This window comes from Nostoc sp., from assembly GCF_036917515.1.
Lineage (GTDB): Bacteria > Cyanobacteriota > Cyanobacteriia > Cyanobacteriales > Nostocaceae > Nostoc.
In genome coordinates, this window is the sequence record NZ_JBALDE010000205.1 from 1 (window position 1) to 20842 (window position 20842).

Annotated in this window: 17 protein-coding genes; 10 read left to right on the forward strand and 7 right to left on the reverse strand. The window is 40.9% G+C overall.

What is annotated here, in order from left to right; all coding sequences use genetic code 11:
• Positions 1–153 precede the first annotated feature (153 nt).
• The gene (gene glgA / locus V7K89_RS27085; protein ID WP_335192739.1) at positions 154–1596 is read right to left on the reverse strand and encodes a glycogen synthase GlgA; all 1443 of its coding nucleotides are present in this window, start codon (positions 1594–1596) and stop codon (positions 154–156) included.
• 129 nt (positions 1597–1725) lie between these two features.
• Positions 1726–2697, reverse strand: coding sequence for a hydroxymethylbilane synthase (gene hemC / locus V7K89_RS27090; protein WP_335192741.1), 972 nt, complete (start codon positions 2695–2697; stop codon positions 1726–1728).
• A gap of 519 nt (positions 2698–3216) precedes the next feature.
• On the opposite strand from hemC, the gene V7K89_RS27095 reads away from it, so the two are divergent.
• The gene (locus V7K89_RS27095; protein ID WP_335192743.1) at positions 3217–4188 is read left to right on the forward strand and encodes a YegS/Rv2252/BmrU family lipid kinase; all 972 of its coding nucleotides are present in this window, start codon (positions 3217–3219) and stop codon (positions 4186–4188) included.
• A gap of 115 nt (positions 4189–4303) precedes the next feature.
• A complete protein-coding gene (locus V7K89_RS27100) occupies positions 4304–5854 on the forward strand; it encodes a metallophosphoesterase family protein (RefSeq protein ID WP_335192745.1) in 1551 nt (516 codons plus the stop codon).
• Positions 5855–5982: 128 nt separating this feature from the next.
• Here V7K89_RS27100 and V7K89_RS27105 read toward each other — a convergent pair whose 3' ends face one another.
• Positions 5983–6891: a LysR family transcriptional regulator gene (locus V7K89_RS27105; protein WP_335192748.1), complete on the reverse strand. Its 909-nt coding sequence runs from the start codon at positions 6889–6891 to the stop codon at positions 5983–5985.
• A 190-nt stretch (positions 6892–7081) separates the two neighbouring features.
• Between V7K89_RS27105 and V7K89_RS27110 the strand changes: the two genes are divergently transcribed.
• The gene (locus V7K89_RS27110) at positions 7082–7705 is read left to right on the forward strand and encodes an NAD(P)-dependent oxidoreductase (protein WP_335192750.1); all 624 of its coding nucleotides are present in this window, start codon (positions 7082–7084) and stop codon (positions 7703–7705) included.
• Between the two features lie 135 nt (positions 7706–7840).
• Positions 7841–8143 (forward strand): muconolactone Delta-isomerase family protein, encoded by a 303-nt coding sequence (locus V7K89_RS27115; RefSeq protein ID WP_335192752.1) that lies wholly within the window; start codon positions 7841–7843, stop codon positions 8141–8143.
• 111 nt (positions 8144–8254) lie between these two features.
• Here V7K89_RS27115 and V7K89_RS27120 read toward each other — a convergent pair whose 3' ends face one another.
• The 4 genes from V7K89_RS27120 to V7K89_RS27135 form a co-directional block, all read right to left on the reverse strand.
• Positions 8255–8662 (reverse strand): hypothetical protein, encoded by a 408-nt coding sequence (locus V7K89_RS27120; RefSeq protein WP_335192754.1) that lies wholly within the window; start codon positions 8660–8662, stop codon positions 8255–8257.
• Positions 8663–9008: 346 nt separating this feature from the next.
• Positions 9009–9443 carry a CAAD domain-containing protein gene (locus V7K89_RS27125; RefSeq protein WP_335192756.1) on the reverse strand — a complete coding sequence of 145 codons (435 nt, stop codon included), beginning with the start codon at positions 9441–9443 and terminating at the stop codon, positions 9009–9011.
• A 183-nt stretch (positions 9444–9626) separates the two neighbouring features.
• Positions 9627–10088, reverse strand: a complete 462-nt coding sequence (locus V7K89_RS27130; RefSeq protein WP_335192758.1) for a BON domain-containing protein — start codon at positions 10086–10088, stop codon at positions 9627–9629.
• 141 nt (positions 10089–10229) lie between these two features.
• Entirely contained in the window at positions 10230–11510 is a 1281-nt protein-coding gene (locus V7K89_RS27135; protein ID WP_335192760.1) for a histidine kinase, read from the reverse strand.
• Between the two features lie 553 nt (positions 11511–12063).
• On the opposite strand from V7K89_RS27135, the gene V7K89_RS27140 reads away from it, so the two are divergent.
• The 6 genes from V7K89_RS27140 to V7K89_RS27165 all read left to right on the forward strand — a co-directional run bounded on the left by V7K89_RS27140 (position 12064) and on the right by V7K89_RS27165 (position 20339).
• Positions 12064–15186, forward strand: coding sequence for an MFS transporter (locus tag V7K89_RS27140; protein WP_335192763.1), 3123 nt, complete (start codon positions 12064–12066; stop codon positions 15184–15186).
• Positions 15187–15859: 673 nt separating this feature from the next.
• Positions 15860–16012 carry a hypothetical protein gene (locus tag V7K89_RS27145; RefSeq protein ID WP_335192765.1) on the forward strand — a complete coding sequence of 51 codons (153 nt, stop codon included), beginning with the start codon at positions 15860–15862 and terminating at the stop codon, positions 16010–16012.
• An 11-nt stretch (positions 16013–16023) separates the two neighbouring features.
• A complete protein-coding gene (locus tag V7K89_RS27150) occupies positions 16024–16614 on the forward strand; it encodes a calcium-binding protein (protein ID WP_335192767.1) in 591 nt (196 codons plus the stop codon).
• 243 nt (positions 16615–16857) lie between these two features.
• Positions 16858–16989, forward strand: a complete 132-nt coding sequence (locus V7K89_RS27155; protein WP_335192769.1) for a hypothetical protein — start codon at positions 16858–16860, stop codon at positions 16987–16989.
• 564 nt (positions 16990–17553) lie between these two features.
• Positions 17554–18252, forward strand: coding sequence for a calcium-binding protein (locus V7K89_RS27160; RefSeq protein WP_335192771.1), 699 nt, complete (start codon positions 17554–17556; stop codon positions 18250–18252).
• A gap of 1424 nt (positions 18253–19676) precedes the next feature.
• Positions 19677–20339 carry a M10 family metallopeptidase C-terminal domain-containing protein gene (locus tag V7K89_RS27165; RefSeq protein WP_335192774.1) on the forward strand — a complete coding sequence of 221 codons (663 nt, stop codon included), beginning with the start codon at positions 19677–19679 and terminating at the stop codon, positions 20337–20339.
• Positions 20340–20842 lie beyond the last annotated feature (503 nt).

Sequence of the window (20842 nt, forward strand, 5' to 3'; positions counted from 1 at the left end):
ATCACAGGAGTAAGGTTTCATTCTACAGGCACTTAGACGTTGATATACTCCATCATCCCATACTGTATTGCACTCAAGCAGGAACTGCTATAGTAATTTGAGTTATTCAAAGTTAGGAGTAGAAACGTACATCTGTACGCTTCTACTGACGGTTTAGGACTTACTACTGGTGACTGCTTCGTTTAAAACCAACTCCGGTTCTGGTGTCTTTTCTTCTTCTTCTGGCAAACCGTAAATTGACCTGTACAATTTCACATACTGCTTGGCAGATTGATACCAACTAAAGTTTTGACTCATGCCCCGTTTTTGTAGTTCTAGCCATTGCGGTTTGAAACGGAAGCCTTCCCAAGCCCGGATCATAGAGGTGAAAAGGTCTAACGGTTCATAGCGGTCAAAGCAATAACCAGTACCAGTACCATTTTCAGGGTCGTGGTGGCTTACAGTATCAACTAGTCCACCTGTGCGGCGGACAATCGGCACAGAACCGTAGCGCAAAGCCATCATTTGGCTAATACCGCATGGTTCAAAACGACTGGGCATCAAGAAGGCATCAGTGCCAGCGTAGATCCGACGAGATAGGGCATCGTTATATAGCAAGTAAGTTGCCATACGTCCCGGAAAGCGGGATGCTAACTGCCACATCTGAGTTTCATAATAGCGATCGCCTGTACCCAACAGTACAAACTGTGAATCTGTATAAGATAGAAAGCGATCAAGGATTTGCAATATCAAATCAATGCCTTTTTGTTCCACTAATCGGGTAACAATTCCAATAAAAAAGGCTTTGGAGTTGACTTCTAATCCTAGTTCTTGTTGCAAAGCAACTTTATTGGCTTTGCGTTTTTCTAAAGTATCAGCAGTGAAGGTTTGCTCAATGTATTTATCATTCTCTGGGTTATAAACTTCGGTATCAATACCGTTAATAATCCCAGATAATTTTCCGCTAATAAAAGACAGCAAACCTTCTAATGTTTCACCGTAAGCAGGTGTCTTGATTTGCTCGGCATAGGTGGGCGAAACTGTATTTACCTTATCGGCAAATTGCACTGCCGCCGCCATTGTGTTGTGTCCTTGCATATACCAAGGACACCAAGTGATTCTCTCTAAATACCAACGCCACGGTCCTTGATAAGCCAGATTATGAATGGTAAACACTGTGCTGATATCAGGATCTTGATGCATCCACACCGGAATCATCCCTGTATGCCAATCGTGGCAATGGATAATTTCTGGCTTCCAGTAATTCCAGGCAAACTCGGCTGCGGCATTAGCAAACAATGTGAACCGCCAATCTTCATCTTCTCCAGAATAGATGCGGCGCGGCATAAAGGCCGGATGTCCAAATAAGTACAAGGGAACATCAGTACCAGGCAGAATACTTTCATACACTGCAAAATGCTGGAACATTGCATCTCCCCACCAGATGGGTTCATAGGGAATTTCCATTTTGTCTGGCAGGAAGCCGTAGTAAGGCAAGAATATCCGCACATCATGCCCCATTTCTCTGAGGATTTTAGGTAATGCCCCGACAACATCACCCATTCCTCCTACTTTCGCCACTGGTGCTGCCTCTGCTGCAACAAATAGAATCCGCATGGTAATTTTTGCTTCCCCGGTTCTGTAATTGTCTTAACTTTCTGATCCCGACCAACGCGATTTGTCGCGTCTGGCACTTAGTGCAACGGCGATCAATTATTATCTAATCACATCGGCTTGCTCAATTGCTTAGGAACCGCGTTGAATCACCGCAAAAATTTCTGATAAAATTTCTTGCGCTCCCTGTTTTCGCAACAGTTCTGCTAGTTCTGTGCCAAGTGCTTCGGCGTTATTGGCAATCCCGGTAACGCTATCTTTGACGAACTTTTGACCATCTACACTGGCGACTATCCCAGTTAAGGTCAAATTTTCACCAGATATTTCTGTATTTACACCGATAGGTACTTGACATCCACCCTCTAAAGAGCGAAGAAAAGATCGTTCGGCAAGACAGCGATCGCGTGTTTGGGGATGTTCGATCGCTTTGAGTAGAGATAGTAATTCACTATCATCAGCACGGCATTCTATCCCTAAAGCACCTTGTCCAACAGCGTGGAGCGAGATTTCTTTGGGAAGAATTTGATGAGTGCGATCGCTCATTCCCAATCTCTCTAACCCTGCTGCTGCCAAAATCAAAGCATCGTATTCGCCTGCATCCAGTTTTGCCAACCGGGTAATTAAGTTTCCCCGCACATCCTTAAAAGTAAAGTGGGGGAAGTGGTGGCGTAACTGTGCTAACCGCCGTAGCGAAGATGTACCAATTACCGCACCTTCTGGTAACGTATCGATTTGTTTATCTTTGTGCTTTTCATGCACCACTAATGCATCTGCTGGATTTTCTCGTTCAGTAATTGCTGCTAACGTTAACCCTTCTGGTAAGTGAGTCGGCAGATCCTTGAGAGAATGTACGGCAAAGTCAATCTCTTGATTGAGCATTCCGAGTTCAAGTTCTTTAGTAAAAAGTCCTTTATCGCCAATCTTAGCTAATGCTACATCCAAGATTTTATCGCCTTGGGTAGACATGGTATGGACTTCAAAAGTGATATCTGGATAGCAATTTTTGAGTTGCTCTTGTACCCAGTAGGTCTGAACCAGAGCAAGTTGGCTTTTGCGCGAGCCGATGCGAATAGTGCGTGGGGGACTAGAAACAACTGAAGTCATAAAACAATATAATATCGCAGGCGATAAAATTCACTCTCATCTAGACTACCGTAGTCAGTGACCCATACGAATTTTGGGTTTTGGATTTGGGATTTTGGATTACAATTCTTTACCAAAAGCTTGTTTGAGGAATCTCAAATAATAGAGGGGAGTGGGGAGTAGGTATATTTTTCGCGTTGATTATAAACCTCGCGACTCAAAGCGTTGTATGCATATCTGCACAAAGCGATAGTTGTGCTTTCATAATTGGAGTCGGCGAAATGCATCAGATATTGCTAACCATCGAATGAAATCTTAACTATAATTTGACCAATTCTCAGTATTCAACTCAATTGCCTGATAATAAGGTCAAATGCTAAAAAATCAGGAACGATATAACTCAAACTTCCACATCACGCTGAACTTGCTCTATATATCTTCTAGAAAACTCAGCCCCAAAAGGGAAGTTGAAAATTTACAGGAATGCTAAAAATAATTTGCTATCTTCATTAGTTATCCAAGCTTAATTTATTATCCCTTATGAATCGTTCCGCCTGTCTCATCTTTAATCCTGTTGCGGGTCAGGGCGACCCAGATACAGAGCTAGCAGAAATTCGGGCAATATTAGAGCCAGATATCGATCTAGATATTTATTTTACAACTGAAGAAATCGATGCTGACCAACTGGCATATCAAGCATTAGAACGAGGAGTAGAGGCAATCATTGCTTCCGGGGGGGATGGTACTCTCTCAATAGCGGCGGCGGCGGTAGTGGGAACCAATATCCCATTTGGCATTATTTCCAGAGGAACAGCGAATGCTTTTGCCACAGCCTTAGGAATTCCTGACACGATCGCAGGTGCGTGTAACACAATATTGCAGGGAGCAACTACCCATGTAGATGTAGCCTATTGCAACGAGCGGCCAATGGTACTCTTAGCAGGTATTGGCTTTGAAGCTGAAACTGTAGAATTGGCAGATCGAGACTCTAAAAATCGCTTTGGGATAATGGCCTACGTTTTGGCAGGAATCCAGCAATTAAGAAATTTAAAAAGCTTTGATGTTGAAATTGAAACTGAAGATAGGATAATTAAAACTAGTGCTAGTGCAGTAACGGTAGCAAATGCCGCGCCTCCCACTTCAGTTTTAGCTCAAGGTCCAGCAGGTCTGATTTATGATGATGGGTTACTAGATTTAACAATTGTCGCTCCAACTAACAAGGCAGGAGCGATCGCTGCCACATTTCATCTATTTCAAACAGCTTCTACAGGTAACGCCGTAGAACGAGATGATATTGGCTTTTTGCGAGCCAAACAATTTAAAATTACAACTGAGCCACCACAAAAAGTTGTTCTAGATGGTGAAATAGTAGGCACAACACCTGTAGAAATTAAGTGTGTACCAGCAGGCTTAAGAATTTTCGTGCCATTAGTAGAAGAAGTTGAGCCTACCGAAAAACTAGAGGGACTTCCTAATCTGACTATTGAGATGAAAGATACAGCAGGAGAATAAGGGCAGGGGGCATTGGGCATTGGGATTGAATCTTCAATTTTGAATTTTGAATTTTGAATTTTGAATTGATTTCTCCCCTGCTCCCCTTCAATTGAAAACTCAGGAGTAGGTTGCATTGAAACTTGTATCTGATCCAACGATCGCTAATAAAATTCGGAAAATGAATCAGCGGGTACGGTGGCAAGATCCGTTAATTGTAGAACGGGATATTGACCAAACTCGGCTGGTTTTGGAAGATGGTCAAACAGACAATTCTGAGTTCTCATTTTTAGTTGTCGGTGATAGTGGTTCCGGCAGGCATCGGGGACACAATCCCCAGCGACAGGTGGCCGAACTCATGCTGCCCCATCACAATGAATCCCGGTTTATGCTGCATACCGGGGATGTGATTTATTTAGTGGGATCGAGTGAATATTATCAGCAAAATTTCATTGAGCCTTACCGAGAGTTTATCTTGGGCGGAGAGCATCCTAAACGGATTGCTTATGACCAAATGGTTTTTAAGCTGCCTATTTTACCAGTGCTGGGAAATCATGATTACTATAACTTGCCGATTTTATTGAGCTTGGCATCTTTAACAACATTACCCATTCGTCAGCTGTTGCGATCGCGGTTAGACCTAGATGTGGGCTTGCATGGCTCAGGATGTGGTGACGCTTATGCAAAGGCATTTCTCGATTATCTGAAGGCGTTTCAGCTTCCAGGAGAGTTAGATAGCCATTTAGATCGGTACTACACAGCCAAGACAGATACAGGTCGTTGTCTTTCCTATCAACCTGGACAATTTACCCGTCTTCCCAATCGCTATTACACTTTTCGCTATGGTGGTATTGATTTCTTTGCCTTGGATTCTAATACATTTAACGATCCACCACCGCTGCCTAAAACAAAAGAAGGTGATGCCGATCGCAAACTCTTAGAAAAACGCCGTGAAGAATTCGAGCAAGAAAAGCTAGAAATCATTGAAAATTCATCCAAGCTTCGTCCGGAAAATCCCAATGAAGCCGATCAATTAGACGACTTCCACGCCAAGCTATCACAAATTGAAGAACTTATTGTTGATATCGATAAGCAACTAGCCACAAATAAAACAACGCTGACAGATATCGAACAACTGGAATGGCTCAAACAAAGATTAATTGAATCTTGGAATAATAGTGAAGTTCGGGGAAGGGTGATTTATTTTCATCATCCACCTTATGTAACTGAGGCGACAAAGTGGCAACAAGCACAAACTCTGATCGTTCGCGATCGCCTGCGTGGTGTGCTGGATGCGGTAGCGAAAGAAATCGGTTCCCTGACTCAAGAGCGTCCATTGATCGATTTGGTATTAAACGGTCATGCGCACTGCTTGGAACACATACAGACAATGGATACAGGACACGCTGATTCTCATATCCACTGGATTGTTTGTGGCGGTAGCGGGTTTAGTTTAAGACGCCAACGGATTGAGGGAGCAGATTTGATGGAAGAGAAAAAATTAGTGGCGCGATCGCATTTTTTCATCGGTCGCAACGGTCAAGGTTTTCAAAAGCGACGACCTTATTCAAGTTTACGTATTGACGTTAAAGGCGATGGACAGCCCAAGTTTATTGTCCGTCCTTTGGTTGCCGAATGGCATCAGCGGCAATGGCATAATCGGGAACTTGAGCCACTAATTATTTAAGGAATCGGCAGGCATTTGTACTGAGCTAACGCGAGTGTGTCTTATAGATAAGTATTAGGCAAAAGCCTTAGTTTCATTACTTTGCAATTCTCCCACTTTTGGGTGAATTATTAAGTTCGCCAACAGTATCAGTTTATTTTCTGGAAGTCACGCGATCGCATCTTTTGCTCAAGGAACTCTACAAAGACCTTGACTTTCATCGGAATATATTTTCGGCTAGGATAAAGTGCGTTAATTGGGACTGGAGCCAGTGACCATTGAGACAAGACGTTTACTATATTTCCACTCTGTAACTGCTGCTGAAATAGAAATTCCGGCATCAGCCCAATTCCTACCCCAGCAACGATTGCTTGATAAATCGGGGCAACATCATTGCTGAGTAGTCGTGGACGAAAGGAGAGCGTTACTGTTTCCTGCTGTTGATTGTGCAATGTCCAGCTTATATCGTTCTGACGATGAGCCATACAAAGTAGCGGATGACTGGTCAAATCAGCGATCGCTCTTGGTTCGCCAGCAGTTTTGAGATAGGTCGCGCTGGCAAAGAGTTTCATGCGATCTGTGCTAATCCGCCGCACGATCAGGGATGAATCGTGCAATTCCCCAATCCGAATCGCTAGATCGTACCCTTCTTTGACAATATCTTTGTATTCAGTCGTTGCATGGAGAATCACTTGAATATCGGGGTAGGTCAGCAGAAACTCCGGCAAATTAGGTGCGAGAAAAGACTGCACAAACAACACGGTGGCTGTCACTCGTACAGTGCCTTGCGGATGCCCCTGTAAGCTAGCGATCGCATCATCACCGTCATGTAACGCATCAATAATGGGTAAACAGTTTTCGTAATACAGTCGTCCTTCTTCAGTTAAAGAAACCCGCCGCGTCGTGCGATGAAATAATCGGACTCCTAGCCGTTGCTCTAGCTCATTCACCTTCAGACTGACGGTAGATTTAGGCAAGTCCAGCGATCGTGCTGCTGCAATAAATCCTCCCAGTTGTGCGACTTTGAGAAATATTAAAACAGCGTTCACGTCATCCATACCTTGTACTCGCTGCGTTGAGATTATCAAAACTTATTGTTCAGCATTATAAACAATCAATCCATAAAAACTATCTTTATCTGCATGAATTGATAAATCATACTAGTGATGTCAAAAAAGGGAGATTTTAATCAAAGCCGCATTTCTCTAATCGGAAAACCCACTAAATGTTACATAGGAGCGTTAAAACATGAAAGTATTAGTCATAGGAGCCGCTGGCAAGACTGGTAGAGCTGTAGTTGAACAGGCTGTGGCTGCTGGACATCAGGTCACGGCATTCGTTCACAAAGCTGACGAATACGAGGTTTCAGACGTTCGTGTTATTGAAGGTGATGCCACCGACAGTGTTGCGATAGACGCAGCAGTAGTCGGTCAAGACGCTGTTGTTGATACAATTGGTGGCAAAACGCCTTATAAGGAAACTACGCTCGAATCGAGTGCCGCCAACACAATCATCGCTGCCATGCAGCGAAACGGCGTGCGCCGTCTGGTGGTAACATCCATGATTGGTGAAGGAGAAAGTGAGGCAAATGCCACCCTGTATGAGCGCTTACTTGTTTCGACTTTCTTGCGCGGCGCGGACAAGGACAAAGCGGCAATGGAGTCTGCTGTTGAATCAAGCGGTCTGGACTGGGTAATTCTTCGCCCAGCCATCCTTAACGACGACCCTGCTAAGGGAAACGTTCGAGTTTTCGATAGCGAAACGGGTGAGAAAGCCCATAAAATTACACGTACTGACCTGGCTGCCTTCATGCTTGCCCAGCTTGACAGCAACGAATACATCCATCAAGCCGTTACTATCGCAAATAGTTAAGAACTCTTTGAACACACTCTCTTTTTGGGGCCAGCCAGCAGCGTGTTCGTTGAGGCTTGGCATCTGCTTTCCCATACAGTATGCCTCCTTTCCTGTCCGGTTTTCACAATCAAGCAAGCCTAACAGAAGTGTCCTATGCAATATCTTGTTATCTTCACACCTAAACAGAAATTTGAGACTGACGGAATGCCCCCTGACTTCCAGGAACGGGAACTCGAAGAGCAGGCACAAGCGCAAGTTCTTTACGCAGAGGGAAGTCTGCGTCAAGTATGGGCGCTAAACATAAAAAACCGTGGCGCAGCCGTTCTGTTTGAAGCGGAGTCACCGGAGCATCTGCAAAAGATAATCGACAGCTTTCCACTGATCAAGGTTGATTACGTTGACTACCAGATATTGCCACTAGCACCGTATCCAGCATTCGCGAAGAAGTCCGTTTAATCGTACCGCTATTCGGCCATAAAATTAGAGACGCAATAATTGCGTCTCTAAAAACCACTTATTTAGCCTTCTTACGTGTAATTGCACCCAGTAAAAGTATAATCTTTTTAATTAAACTATTCCTGGTCCTCTACCTCGACTATCACCTTTGTCTGTCAACTTGCCTTCTTCATCCTGATTAACTTCTCCAAGTTCTTCAATACGTTGTGCCTTTTCTTCTGCCGCTTGCTGGCGTGCATCACCCGGTTCTTCGTAATACATTTCCGGTTCAATTGCATAGTTATTAGACAAACCTTCATTATCTATGGTATAGCCGTCGGTGGTACGTATACTTTCTGAATCGGTTTGATCGTCAGTAGGTGCATCTGCTTCCCGTTCTTCGGTGGGAGTTGTTTTGAACTTATCTCCTTCTCTTTCTATTCGAGCGGCAGTTTCAGCAGGGATAATGCCGCGATCATAATTATCAACTTCCGCTCTATCGGATGAATCTGTATCTCTCTTAACTGCTTCATTAGCCATAATTTATGTCCTCGTTAAAGAATCTATTAAATAACTTCAAAAACCAGATTAGGCTGTTTTTTATCTCCGAACTACTATCTTGAGAAGTGACTTAAATTTAAAAATAATCTGACGTTCTCTATCTTTTGATGTATCCAAAAGACTAAGATAGAATCCGATTAAATACTGTGAATTTACATTTCTTGGGTAGAACAAGGGTTTTGGTTGAAGTCGACTTAACAATAAAAGGGCAATTAAAAACTGCAACTACTAAAAGGCTTTACCCAATTCCGTAGAGACGGACGAGAGTTTGTGTAGTTGCAAATTCTAGTTGCCCGTGTAAATCATAGTTTAATAGTAATTAAATTTACTCACCCACAAATTTATTTTTCAGTAATTGAATTTCATCGGCTAATTCTTGCCGAGTTGAAGCCTTCAGTAGATAACGGAAAATAAACCAACTGGTGTAACTAATTCCAACTAATTCAAAAAGTGGTGATAGTAGTGGAATATCATGAATTGCAGCTAGTAATGCTAGTACTAGCCTAGCTGTAACAATCGCTGCCAAAATTAAAGCAACAGTTATTAAAGGCTGTTTATAGTTCTGAAAAAATTCACTTAGGTATTGCGGCAGTTGCTCTAAAAACTGAGAAATTTGTCTGCTAATTTGCTGCCATTGAGATTCAGGCTCAGGTGCTGGTGGTAACTTTGGGAAGTTTGTAGCATCAGTACCTTCAAGTGCTAGCGTACCTTGTGATAAGGAAGCATTGATGGATTCACGTTGCTGTTGTTCGGTTTCCATAGTTTTTATGTTTGGTAACTACAAGACTTTGTATAACTGAACTGAGCATCAATAAATATATTTATTAGGGCCGTCAGTTGTCAATTATTAGTGGTCAGTTAAACTTATTACTGACCACTCAATAGCAGGAGCATTTAAATCTGTTTACACTTACCTGCTCAATTAAATTTATTGTTAGCTGCCCTAATTAGTTGGTGCGGCAACAGTTGCTTTCACAACTACACTAGTGACACCTTTAATTTCCTTAGCTAATTTTTCAATTTTAGCTAACTCCTGCTGATTGGTAACAGTTCCAGCGACAGTTACAACACCACCGTCTGCGGCATTAACTGTTAGTTGACTCTTGGGGATATTAGCCTCCAATTTAGAACGAATTTCACTTTCTAAATCAGCTTTAGCTCTTTTTGTATCGCCACCAGTAGTATTATTGCGCTGTTCCCGGGCACGAATATCCTCATTTAACTGTCTTCTACGAACTTCACTTTGTGCATCTTTTTGAGAAGCTTCTGTTGTTTTTTCACTCGGTGTTTGGGGAGCCTCATTAGGATTATTGGGTGCAGATACACTTGTTTTAGAAGCGTTATCACAAGCAGCAACACCAAATACTAAAAGGCAACTAATTACGAAGGGGGTTAGCTTTTTCATTGGTTTAATTCTGAATCCGAAAATGAAATTTGTTGATATTTACGGCAAAAATGAGGAGCAAGTTTTCTTTAATAGAGGCAAAGTTTTCAAATTATTACTCCTGCAATTTTGTTTAATTATTGTGAGTAAAAACTACTTCAGTTAAAGTACTTCATCACGACGATCAACAATAATTACAGAAGGATCGTTTCTATTAGTCTCTGTTGAGTAATTGGGGCGAATGGGATCGACTACTGCTGCATCACGATCACTTACTCGGTCGGAACCTGGGCGATATTCACTAATCTCTGTGGCATCATAGATTGCAAATTCTTCAATACCTCGATGTTTGAGAATCGCTTCAGCATGGCGGATTTCAGCTTCCGTACCATCAAGAATTACTAAGTAGTCGCCTCTTTGGAAGCGATCGCTATATACTCGCGCTTTGTCTTCAGGAATTCCCAAGCCAACGAGTGCGCCTACAATACTCCCGGCGGCTGCACCGATCGCACCACCAGTTAATGTTGTCGCTAAAGTTGTTGCAACTGCGCCGCCTGCAATTACGGGCCCAATCCCAGGAATTGCTAGAGTTCCAAGTCCAACTAATAAGCCAGTCAAGCCGCCTAAAACACCACCTGTAGCGGCTCCAGCTTTAGCACCATCATCTGCTTTATTACCAGTACCAACATTTCTGTCTACATCTACACCACCGATTCCATGACCGTTTGTATCTTTGGCAATGATGGAGACTTGATTCAAAGAAAAACCTGCATCTCGCAGTTCTGTAATTGCTACTTCAGCATCTCGACGATGAGAAAATACCCCGATCGCACGTTTGGCAACACCACTATAACCCGCAGTCGCAGCTGGAGTCACATAACCAGTGGCTGCATTCGTCGCATCTGGGTGTTCGTAAATACCAAACTCTTCCACACCCTGATTATTTAAAATTGCTTCTGCTCTTAGAATTTCTGCATCTGTACCATCGACAATGACTAAGTAGTGTCCTCGTCTAACACGTTCGTCATAAACTCTAGCTCGTTCTTCAGGAATTCCTAAACCAATTAATGCACCAAGCAAACTACCAGCTACTGCACCAATACCAACACCAGCAAGAGTTGTAGCTAGGGTAGTTGCTGCGGCTCCGGCTAACATAATTGGCCCAATTCCAGGTATTGCTAAAGTACCAAGACCAACTAATAAGCCAGTCAATCCGCCCAAAGCACCACCTGTAGCTGCTCCAACTTTAGCGCCTTCATCGGATTGATCGCCCACGCGATCACTCACATCCGCGCCAGCAATATCATCTTTATCTCCATCTTGTGTAATGACAGAAACTCTGTCCATGTCAAAGCCAACTTTTTTTAATTCATGTAGGGCACGTTCAACATCTCGACGATTAGAAAATACACCTACAGCACGTTTATTTACACCTACAACCATTATTCTCTCTCCTCAGCAAAAATCAATTATTTACTAATTCATAGCTTGTAGTAATCCTCATTTATACATGTTTCTGTTTATTTTTCATCAATCCCTTGGAAGAATTTTTATCTCTATCATTAGATATAGGTGATTTTATCTAAAGTTAGTAACTAAATCTTAGAGCAACTATAAAATATGTTTTGTTTTCTCAAGTTTATACATATAGTTATTTATACTTTTAATTTTTCGCAACAAAAGAATAATGTCAAAAAATATTATTTTTTACCGATTACTACTGTAACTCACTCGTTCCGAACCTGCTATATCAGTAGATACAGTTTTATAAAGTTTACTTTTGTTAAATAAACTTTATTTTCCAGATTTTAACCAAGCTATAAAATATACATTATTCTATTTAAAATAAATAAAAAAATATTTATATTTTTAAATACGACTTATGGCAAATAAACCTATTACCTAAGAAAGTACCAGTTTTTATAAATAGTAATTAAGCTGATAAACAAGCCATTTTATAAATGGGTATATAGTTGAGTAAAAGTGAGAAAATCCTATGTTTCAAGGTTTTTTAACTATTTTAGAGTGGAATCGGCTACCTTTTGGATTAGCACCGATAACTTTAGCTCAGGAACTACTAACTCCAGAAGAAGCGTCAGTTGTTTTTTCTGGGCCTAAATTGTTGGTGGCACTGCTAGCTGGGGTTTTGATGGCATTTGCCTTTCAATTATTATTGACAAATTTTTCAGTTGCTGTGGGAATTTCATCTTGGGAAATTGATTCAGATTCTGATGATGAGTCTGAAACTTTGGGCAAGACGATTCGTAAAAGTCAAGCTCAAGTTGGGACTTGGGCGTTAATAACCGTTAGCATTGCATTATTTATTGCTTGTTTTTTAGCAGTCAAACTGAGCCTAATCGAAAGTGCATTTTTAGGAGCAATTATTGGTGTAGTCATTTGGTCTACCTATTTTTCACTAGTAATTTGGTTGGGTTCATCAGCAGTAGGCTCTTTAATTGGTTCTATATCTAATACTGTCACTTCTGGTTTTCAAACTCTTATGGGCACGGCAACTGCTGGCATCGGTGCTAATACTGCGAAAAAACAGTTAGTTTCTACTGCTGAAGATATTACAGCCGCAGTCCGACGGGAATTAACTTCAGGTTTTGATTCTGAAGGTATTAAAAATACCCTCCAAAGTTCTTTAGGTTCTCTACAAGTACCAAAATTTGATATCAAAGAAATTCGGAGTCAATTTGACCAGCTTCTTAAAGATACAGATTTACAATCTGTTGCTAACAGCGACCTTTTACAAAATATTGATCACCAAACATTTGTTGATTTAATCAGCAGCCGTGGCGATTTATCTAAAGAAGATATCAATAGCATTGCTGACCAATTTGAAGGCGCATGGCAACAAGCTTTAAATCGCAAAAATCCCACAGAACAAGTAATTAATTTACTCAAGTCTGCTACTCCTGAAGAACTTAATTCTGAGCAATTAGGTGAACGGCTTCAAGAACTGGTTACAATCGGAGGTGGTAATGGCAATGGTGTAATCAAGCAAGCTATTAGGTATGGCTTAAGTGCAGCTGCACCAGCTGTTCTGGAAGGGGTAAACCTTTCTAATATCGATGTGAACAAAATTACAACTCAGTTGCAAAAACTGAAAGAAAAAGTTCAAGAAGTTGATGTCGACCAAATCACAGAACAACTTCAAAAGTTTAGAGAGGAAGCAACTGAGCAAGTATCTGCAAAATTACCAATATCACTGGAAAACGCGATTAAGGCAGATGTAGAAGACTACATATTGCATTCGTTCCCTTGGCACTTTAATCGAATTACCCTAGTAGATGAATTTAAAGAAGTCATCTATGACGTAAATGCAGATCCAACAACTGTCAGACGAGAGTTGGAAGAAATCAATCAAGAATATTTCACCAACTTACTAAAGCAACGTGGTGATATTAGCGAAGCTAGGGTGAAAGAAATTTCCGAACAAATGGAAAGCGATCGCCTAGAAGTTTTAGAAACTGTCAAACAGGCTCAAGCGCGAGAAAAAGGGCAAGATTTCCGCAGCCGTATCGAAGATTATCTGCGTTCGACGGGTAAAGACGAACTCAATCCTGAAGGTATTGAACGGGACTTTGGCAAGTTGCTGGACGATCCACAAGCTGGTTTTGAAGATTTAAGTAGCCGCTTCGAGCAATTTGACCGTGATACTTTTGTACAATTACTCAGTCAGCGTCAAGATATCAGCGAAGAGGAAGCTAATAATATTGTTAGTCAACTCGAACGCAACCGCGATAATCTTTTGAATCGTGCTAGAGAATTGCAAGAACAAGCAAAAGCAAAAGCCGATGAACTGCGCCAAAGAGTTGAAGACTATCTACGGAATACTAATAAAGACGAACTCAATCCCGAAGCTATCAAACGTGAGTTTAAAGTTTTACTAGACGATCCTCAAGCCGGAATTAGCCTTTTACGATCGCGCCTATCGCAATTTGACCGCGATACTTTAGTACAATTGCTCAGTCAGCGTCAAGATTTGAGCGAAGAACAGGTAAACCAAACTCTCGATCAGCTTGAAGCAGTCAGAGATAGTATTTTACAAGTACCGCAACAAGCAAAAGAACAGTACGAAAAGACTACAAAAGCGATCGCTGAATATCTCCGCAATACCAACTTGGAAGAACTTAATCCAGAAGGTATCAGAGCCGATTTGGAAAAATTACTCGACGATCCTCAAGCCGGAGCCTTAGCACTGCGTGATCGCTTATCTAATGTCGATCGAGAAACCTTGGTTAAACTCGTGAGTCAACGCGGAGACTTGAGCCAAGAGCAGGTTAATCAGATCATTGATCGCACTCAAGATGCCATTGGTGATATCCTGAGAGCACCACGACGTTTAGCCAAGCGCACCACTCAACAAGCTTTAGATTTTGAAGCTAATCTCGAAGAATATCTGCGTAATACCAACAAAGAAGAACTCAACCCCGAAGGAATCAAACGCGATTTACAATTGCTGCTATCTTCTCCCCGCGCTGGAATCGAGAGTTTAAGTGATCGCGCCGCGAAATTTGATCGTTCGACAATTGTGGCGCTATTATCCCAACGTGAGGATATCTCAGAAGAGGAAGCTAACCGAATTGTGGATCAAATTGATTCTGTTCGCAGCTCGATTGTTGAACGATTCCAACAGATTCAGCAAAGAGTGCAATCAGTGCTAGATGGAGTTTTTGCCAAAGTTCGTAACTATCTCAACTCCCTGAATCGTTCCGAACTCAACTATGAAAGCATTAAGCAAGACTTTACGAAAGTGTTTGACGATCCGCAAGCCGGATTCGAAGCATTGCGCGATCGCCTTAGTGAATTCAATCGTGACACCTTAGTTGCTGTATTGAGTTCTCGTGAAGATATTTCCGAGGCGGATGCTAACCGGATAATTAATCAAATAGAAGCGGCGCGGGATGGCGTATTGCAACGAGCTGAACGCATCCAGAAAGAAACCCAAAAACGCCTGAAAGCGATTCAAGAACAAACTAAAAAGCAAGCCGAAGAAACTAAGAAAACTGTTGCCAATGCTGCGTGGTGGATATTTGGGACAGCGATTACTTCCCTTTGTGCCAGTGCGATCGCAGGTGCGATCGCTGTGACTGGGATAACTTTACCTGGCTAAAATATCTTCATTATCAGGAATTTAGATAAATACAAAGTGGTATTCACTTTTGATAAATGAATGCCACTTTTTTTATTTATAAAAATAAGTACTATCGTCTGTACTACCATGATTCCGATATTTATTAAAAAAGCCTTTTTGAACAAAGATTTTATGTTTCGTTATGGCAAGAGTATTCAAAAAGAATTAATTATTATTTCTTCAAGTAAAAAAGCTTGCTTGAGGTATTATAAATATTGTTGTTCTGAATACAGTAAAAATATTCTAAAATCTATGCAAATTCTATAAGAGGTAATCTACTTATTTGCTAGTAGATTACTATTAAAAACTGTGAATTTATTAAGTACAAAGACATAACATACATGATTCTTGGCACAATCAATCTTGATACCAATATTATCAATATATTCAGTATCTCTCAAATCTTTAGACTTAACAGCAAAGACCTGTTTGAATCAGGTCTTTGCTGTTATATTTTTCAACTCGTTATTTTTCCACCTTGTTTTCTTGGCATTGTTGAATCAAAGTGTGAAATTCCAAAATTTCATATTTAAAATAGTTTTCTTTCTGCTAAAGGCAGAAAGCAAATTTATCCTCTTAATCAGTAACGCCATTTTCTAATGGAGAAGTGACGAGATAATTTTTTACCCTCTAAATTCAGGATAAATTTGCTATGCCAACTATTAATGGTACTAATCGCCCTGACAATCTTGGTAATTCTTTTTCTGTTCTCCCTAATATCATCAACGGATTTGATGGCAACAATACGATTAATGGCAAAGCAGACAACGATATAATTAACACCGGATCTGGTAACGATATATAATTCAAGGCGGAGTGGGAAACGACACGATTAACAGCGGATCTGGGAACAATCGGATTGACCGCGGATCTGGCGACGATAAAATTAACGCCGGATTTAACAACGATACGATTAACGCCGGAGCGGGGAACAATCGGATTGACGGCGGATCTGACAACGATAAGATTAATACCGGATTTGACAACGATACGATTAACGGCGGATCTGGCAACGATCAGATTGACGGTGGATCTGGTGATGATAGCCTTGTAGGGGGATTGGGCAACGATAGCCTGGTTAGCGGATCTGGCAATGATACGATTAGCGGTGATTTTGATAACAGTGGTATCCTCACTGGTGTTGGTGGAACTGATGTTCTGATTGGAGGATCGGGTAACGATGTTTTCGATTTCAACTTCGTTTCCGAGAGTCAACCTAGTTTGTTACAGGATGCGATCGCTGATTTTGTTGGAAACGGTATCCTTGCAGGCGATCAAATCGATCTATCTACTATCGGCGCCAACTCTATTAAAGAGGGCAACCAAGCCTTCACTTTTACCGGGAGTTGCGTATTCTCTGCAATCAATCTGTCAAATCCGTTATTCAGGAGATATTCTTCAAGGTAGCACTGATGGAGATCTGTCGGCTGAGTTTGAAATTCGGCTTGCAGGAGCGCCACAACTAGTAGCAAGCGACATTATCCTTTAATTTAATATTATCTGCCTTGAAAATAAGGCAGAATGCAGAATTTTGATAATTGAATAGTCGCAAAGAGAGATAAGTTTAGCTTGCCTCTGTTATAGTTTATATTTATTAAATTATGCTACGTATACATCAGAAAATTAGGTAATACAATCGCAACAGTTACAATGATGCTACTTAATAAAAAAGATGTCAGAGAATTTGAGAACGCAAGTCATGACGCAAGGGATGTAGCGATCGCACTGGTTCACATGGCTTTTAAGTTATTGGCAATTACTTCCTTATACATAACTAGATAAATCACTAAATAAATCTCAAAAAGTGAAACCAACTCTATCTGAATATAGGTTTCAGATTTTGTTTTAGTGAGAGGAATTAAATCAGGTTAATTACTCTTTCTTATAGATAGAAAAAAGTCAGCTTGAAAGTAATACTATATTATTATGATTCTGAATAAAATCAAAACGTTCTAAAAGCTATGTGCTTCTGTATAAAGAAGTTTGCTTGTGTTATAGCAGCATACTACTGCAACCAGTAAAGACATAAGGACATTACATCACTATTAGCATAATTTTGATGCCAACGTCATCAATACATCCATTGCTTGTCAAATTTTTAAACTTAACAACAAAGACCTGTTGCAATCAGGTGTGCTTCAGTTATTTCTTGCCACTCGTTATTACTTTGCCTTGTTTTATCGGCGTTGCTGAATGACAGTGTAAAACTTAAAAATTCAATATTTGAAACAGTTTACTTTACACCTTTGGGGGGAACAAAATTCATACTCTTAATCAGCAACACTGTTTTCTGATAGGAAAGTGACGAGTTATTTTTTACCCTCTAACTTCAGGAGAAACTTACTAATGGCAATTGTCAACGGTACCATTTTTAATGACAACAATACCATCAACGGTTCCCCACTTATCTTTCGCCCTGCTTTAAATGGGGGTGCTGGTAGCGATATACTTAACGGCAATGTCGGCGACGATATCCTAAATGGGGATGCTGGTAGCGATATACTTAACGGCAATGTCGGTGACGATATCCTAAATGGCGGTGCTGGCAGCGATATCCTCAACGGCAATGTCGGCAGTGATACCCTTAACGGCAATGCTGGCGACGATATCCTAAATGGCGGTGCTGGTAGTGATGTCCTTAACGGCAATGCTGGCAATGATACCCTAAATGGCGGTGCTGGCAGCGATATCCTCACTGGCGGTGCTGGGACTGATTCTCTTATTGGCGGTGCTGGCAACGATGTTTTTGATTTCAACTCAGTTTCAGATAGTCCTACTGGTTTGTTACGAGATGTTATCGCTGACTTCGTTGGCAACGGTATCTTTACAGGCGATCAAATCGATCTATCTACTATTGATGCTAACTCCAGTGTAGCAGGCAACCAAGCCTTCACTTTCATTGGATCTAGCGCATTCACCGCAGCCCGTCAGGTTCGTTATTCAGCAGGTATTCTTCAAGGTAACATTGATGGGGATCTGTCGGCTGAGTTTGAAATTGGACTGACAGGAGCACCACCACTAATAGCAAGCGATATCATCCTCTAATCTAATAGACCCCTTGCAAAAACGCTTCACACTCTACTTCTAAGAGCAAGCGCTTAGGAGTAGAGTTCTTATTTTTGATTGATGCAAGAGGCGTAATGTTGAAAAAGAATTCAGGTACAAAGCCAAACATACTCTAACCGTGAGAAAATTTACTCAGCTTGAACCTGTCAAGAATGATATTGCAAGAATCAAGCACAGTTAAATACTAACCAAGTCGCTCATATTAGCTACACTTAACAGAAGTACGTCTAAAAATAGAAAATTACCAATGCTTGCCAGGGTTTGATCGTGCTGCGTATGCATGAAAAAATCGGCGTTGCTGATTCCAAATATGAATTGACTTCATGCAGAGGCGCAGAGTCGCAAAAAGTAAGAGTTGAGAAGAGTTGATTTTTGAATTTCATATTCAAATTCAGCAATGCCAAAAAATCAGTTAATACAATCGCAACTGTTGCGATAATGCCACAATAGCCAAATTGTCATGCCAGGGGTGTAGCGATCGCACTGGTCTAACAAGGAAATGGCACTAGTACCGCAAGGCGGAAGTCAAAAGTTACGCATTCAAAAGTTCATGCATAATTATATTCCAAGCTCTTATGCCACTTGAAATGGTATGTTTATTTACGCCATAACTAGGTTAAAATACAGCCCTGATTCTGCGAGGCTTCGCCTACGGTGGCTTTACCATAGGCAGCAGCCCTCTGGAAATAGATTTCCAGTTTTAAGACTGGGAACGAATTCAAGTTACACAAATCTTTAGGCTTTTCTTAGTGTTATGCGTCTAACAAAGCTTTTAACTTATTAGCAATTATCTCTTATATATAACTACAACAACCACTAAACAAATATCAATATGCAAAACCAACCCCATCTGAACAAAGGTTTACAATTTTATCTGGTGAGAGAATAAAAGAAAGTTGATTATTATTTTTTATAAATAGAAAAAAGTCTGTTAGAAGGTAATACTATAGTATCGTTATTATGAATACAACCAGAATTTTTTTAAATCTATATAATTACGTATGAAAAAATCTACTTATTCATTAGTATATTCCAACTGAAACGAATGAAAACATAAGTTATAAGGACATAGAATGAGGTTTACTACAATTTTGATGAAAACATCATCAAATATATCTAGTACTTCTTAAATATTCTCAAATATTCTCAAATATTCAAACTTAATAGCAAAGACCTGTTGCCATCAGGCTTGTTCAAGAATATATTCCCACTTTTGATTTTTTCACCTTGTTTTGTCGGCATTGTGGAATGAAAGTATAAAATTCCTAAATTCCATGTTTGAAATTGTTTGTTTTATGCCTTTAAAGGAAACCAAATTTATACTCTTAATCAGCAATGCCGTTTTATAATAGGGAAGTAAAGACGTAATTTTTTTTCCCTCTAAGTTTAGGAGAAACTCATCAATGGCAACTTCAATATCAATCTCCAGCAGTGGCGGCAGTGTTAGTGTCAGCACTAGTAGTCATAGCAGTAGTAGCAATAATGGTCAGAGCGATAGCAGTAGCATTAGTGGTGGTAACGGTACGCTTACAGGTGGTAATGGCAACAGTTTCCTTAACGGTGGTAGTGGCAACGATAAGCTCTTTGGTAATGGTGGCAACGATACTCTTAACGGTGGTTCAGGCAACGATAGCCTGAATGGCGGTACTGGCAAAGATATTCTCACTGGAGGATCGGGTAATGATACTCTCATCGGCGGTGATGGGGATGATATCCTGACTGGCGGTACTGGCAAAGATATTCTCACTGGAGGATCGGGTAATGATATTTTCAAGTACAACTCAACTTCTGAGAGTCCACTTTCGTCACGCGACTTAATCACTGACTTTCGTGGAAACGGCAGCTCACCAGGCGATCGAATCGATCTATCTACTATCGATGCCAACTTCACTATTGGAGGCAACCAAGCTTTCACTTTCATTGGGAGTGGCCAATTCTCTGCACCGGGTCAAATCCGTTATTCTGGAGGTATTCTGCAAGGTAATACTGATGGGAATCTGTCGGCTAATTTTGAAATTAGGCTTATAGGAGCACCACAACTAGTGTCAAGTGACCTCATCCTTTAATTTTTTAATATTCCTGCCTTGAAAATAAGGCAGGAAGCAGAAGGCAGAAGGCACTAGAGAATGAAAATATCTCTTTCCAGCCTCAGTCCCTAGTCACTATTTTCAAGGCAGATATAATTTTGAAGAAGAAAAAACTCTGGTGCAAAGTTAGAGTGTTTACAGATTTGCACCAGAATCAATATCAATATACTGAGCTATAAACGTGGAAAGTCAGAGCCTCAACTTGCGGCAATGGCTTTTTTTATATTCAAATTCATATTGCTATCCCTGGTATTTCCGGCACTCTAGATGTCTAACACACAATAATCATCCCTATATTATACAAACGCTTAGATGAAGATTTATTCTAATTAGGGCTAACCAAAAGACACAGCGAAACATACAGCAGATTGCGGGTAAGTGTAGTACATTAACCTGAGTTCGGGTTAAGCAGGTTGAGATAAAAGCCACTCCATCTGAAGGCTGGGTTTCTTAGGTTGATGGCAATAAGCGATTAATCCGCA

Coding starts and splice junctions, on each gene's coding strand:
- glgA (WP_335192739.1), bottom strand. CDS start 1,596: ATGCGGATTCTATTTGTTGCAGCAGAGGCAGCACCAGTGGCGAAAGTA.
- hemC (WP_335192741.1), bottom strand. CDS start 2,697: ATGACTTCAGTTGTTTCTAGTCCCCCACGCACTATTCGCATCGGCTCG.
- V7K89_RS27095 (WP_335192743.1), top strand. CDS start 3,217: ATGAATCGTTCCGCCTGTCTCATCTTTAATCCTGTTGCGGGTCAGGGC.
- V7K89_RS27105 (WP_335192748.1), bottom strand. CDS start 6,891: ATGGATGACGTGAACGCTGTTTTAATATTTCTCAAAGTCGCACAACTG.
- V7K89_RS27110 (WP_335192750.1), top strand. CDS start 7,082: ATGAAAGTATTAGTCATAGGAGCCGCTGGCAAGACTGGTAGAGCTGTA.
- V7K89_RS27115 (WP_335192752.1), top strand. CDS start 7,841: ATGCAATATCTTGTTATCTTCACACCTAAACAGAAATTTGAGACTGAC.
- V7K89_RS27120 (WP_335192754.1), bottom strand. CDS start 8,662: ATGGCTAATGAAGCAGTTAAGAGAGATACAGATTCATCCGATAGAGCG.
- V7K89_RS27125 (WP_335192756.1), bottom strand. CDS start 9,443: ATGGAAACCGAACAACAGCAACGTGAATCCATCAATGCTTCCTTATCA.
- V7K89_RS27130 (WP_335192758.1), bottom strand. CDS start 10,088: ATGAAAAAGCTAACCCCCTTCGTAATTAGTTGCCTTTTAGTATTTGGT.
- V7K89_RS27135 (WP_335192760.1), bottom strand. CDS start 11,510: ATGGTTGTAGGTGTAAATAAACGTGCTGTAGGTGTATTTTCTAATCGT.
- V7K89_RS27140 (WP_335192763.1), top strand. CDS start 12,064: ATGTTTCAAGGTTTTTTAACTATTTTAGAGTGGAATCGGCTACCTTTT.
- V7K89_RS27145 (WP_335192765.1), top strand. CDS start 15,860: ATGCCAACTATTAATGGTACTAATCGCCCTGACAATCTTGGTAATTCT.
- V7K89_RS27155 (WP_335192769.1), top strand. CDS start 16,858: ATGATGCTACTTAATAAAAAAGATGTCAGAGAATTTGAGAACGCAAGT.
- V7K89_RS27160 (WP_335192771.1), top strand. CDS start 17,554: ATGGCAATTGTCAACGGTACCATTTTTAATGACAACAATACCATCAAC.
- V7K89_RS27165 (WP_335192774.1), top strand. CDS start 19,677: ATGGCAACTTCAATATCAATCTCCAGCAGTGGCGGCAGTGTTAGTGTC.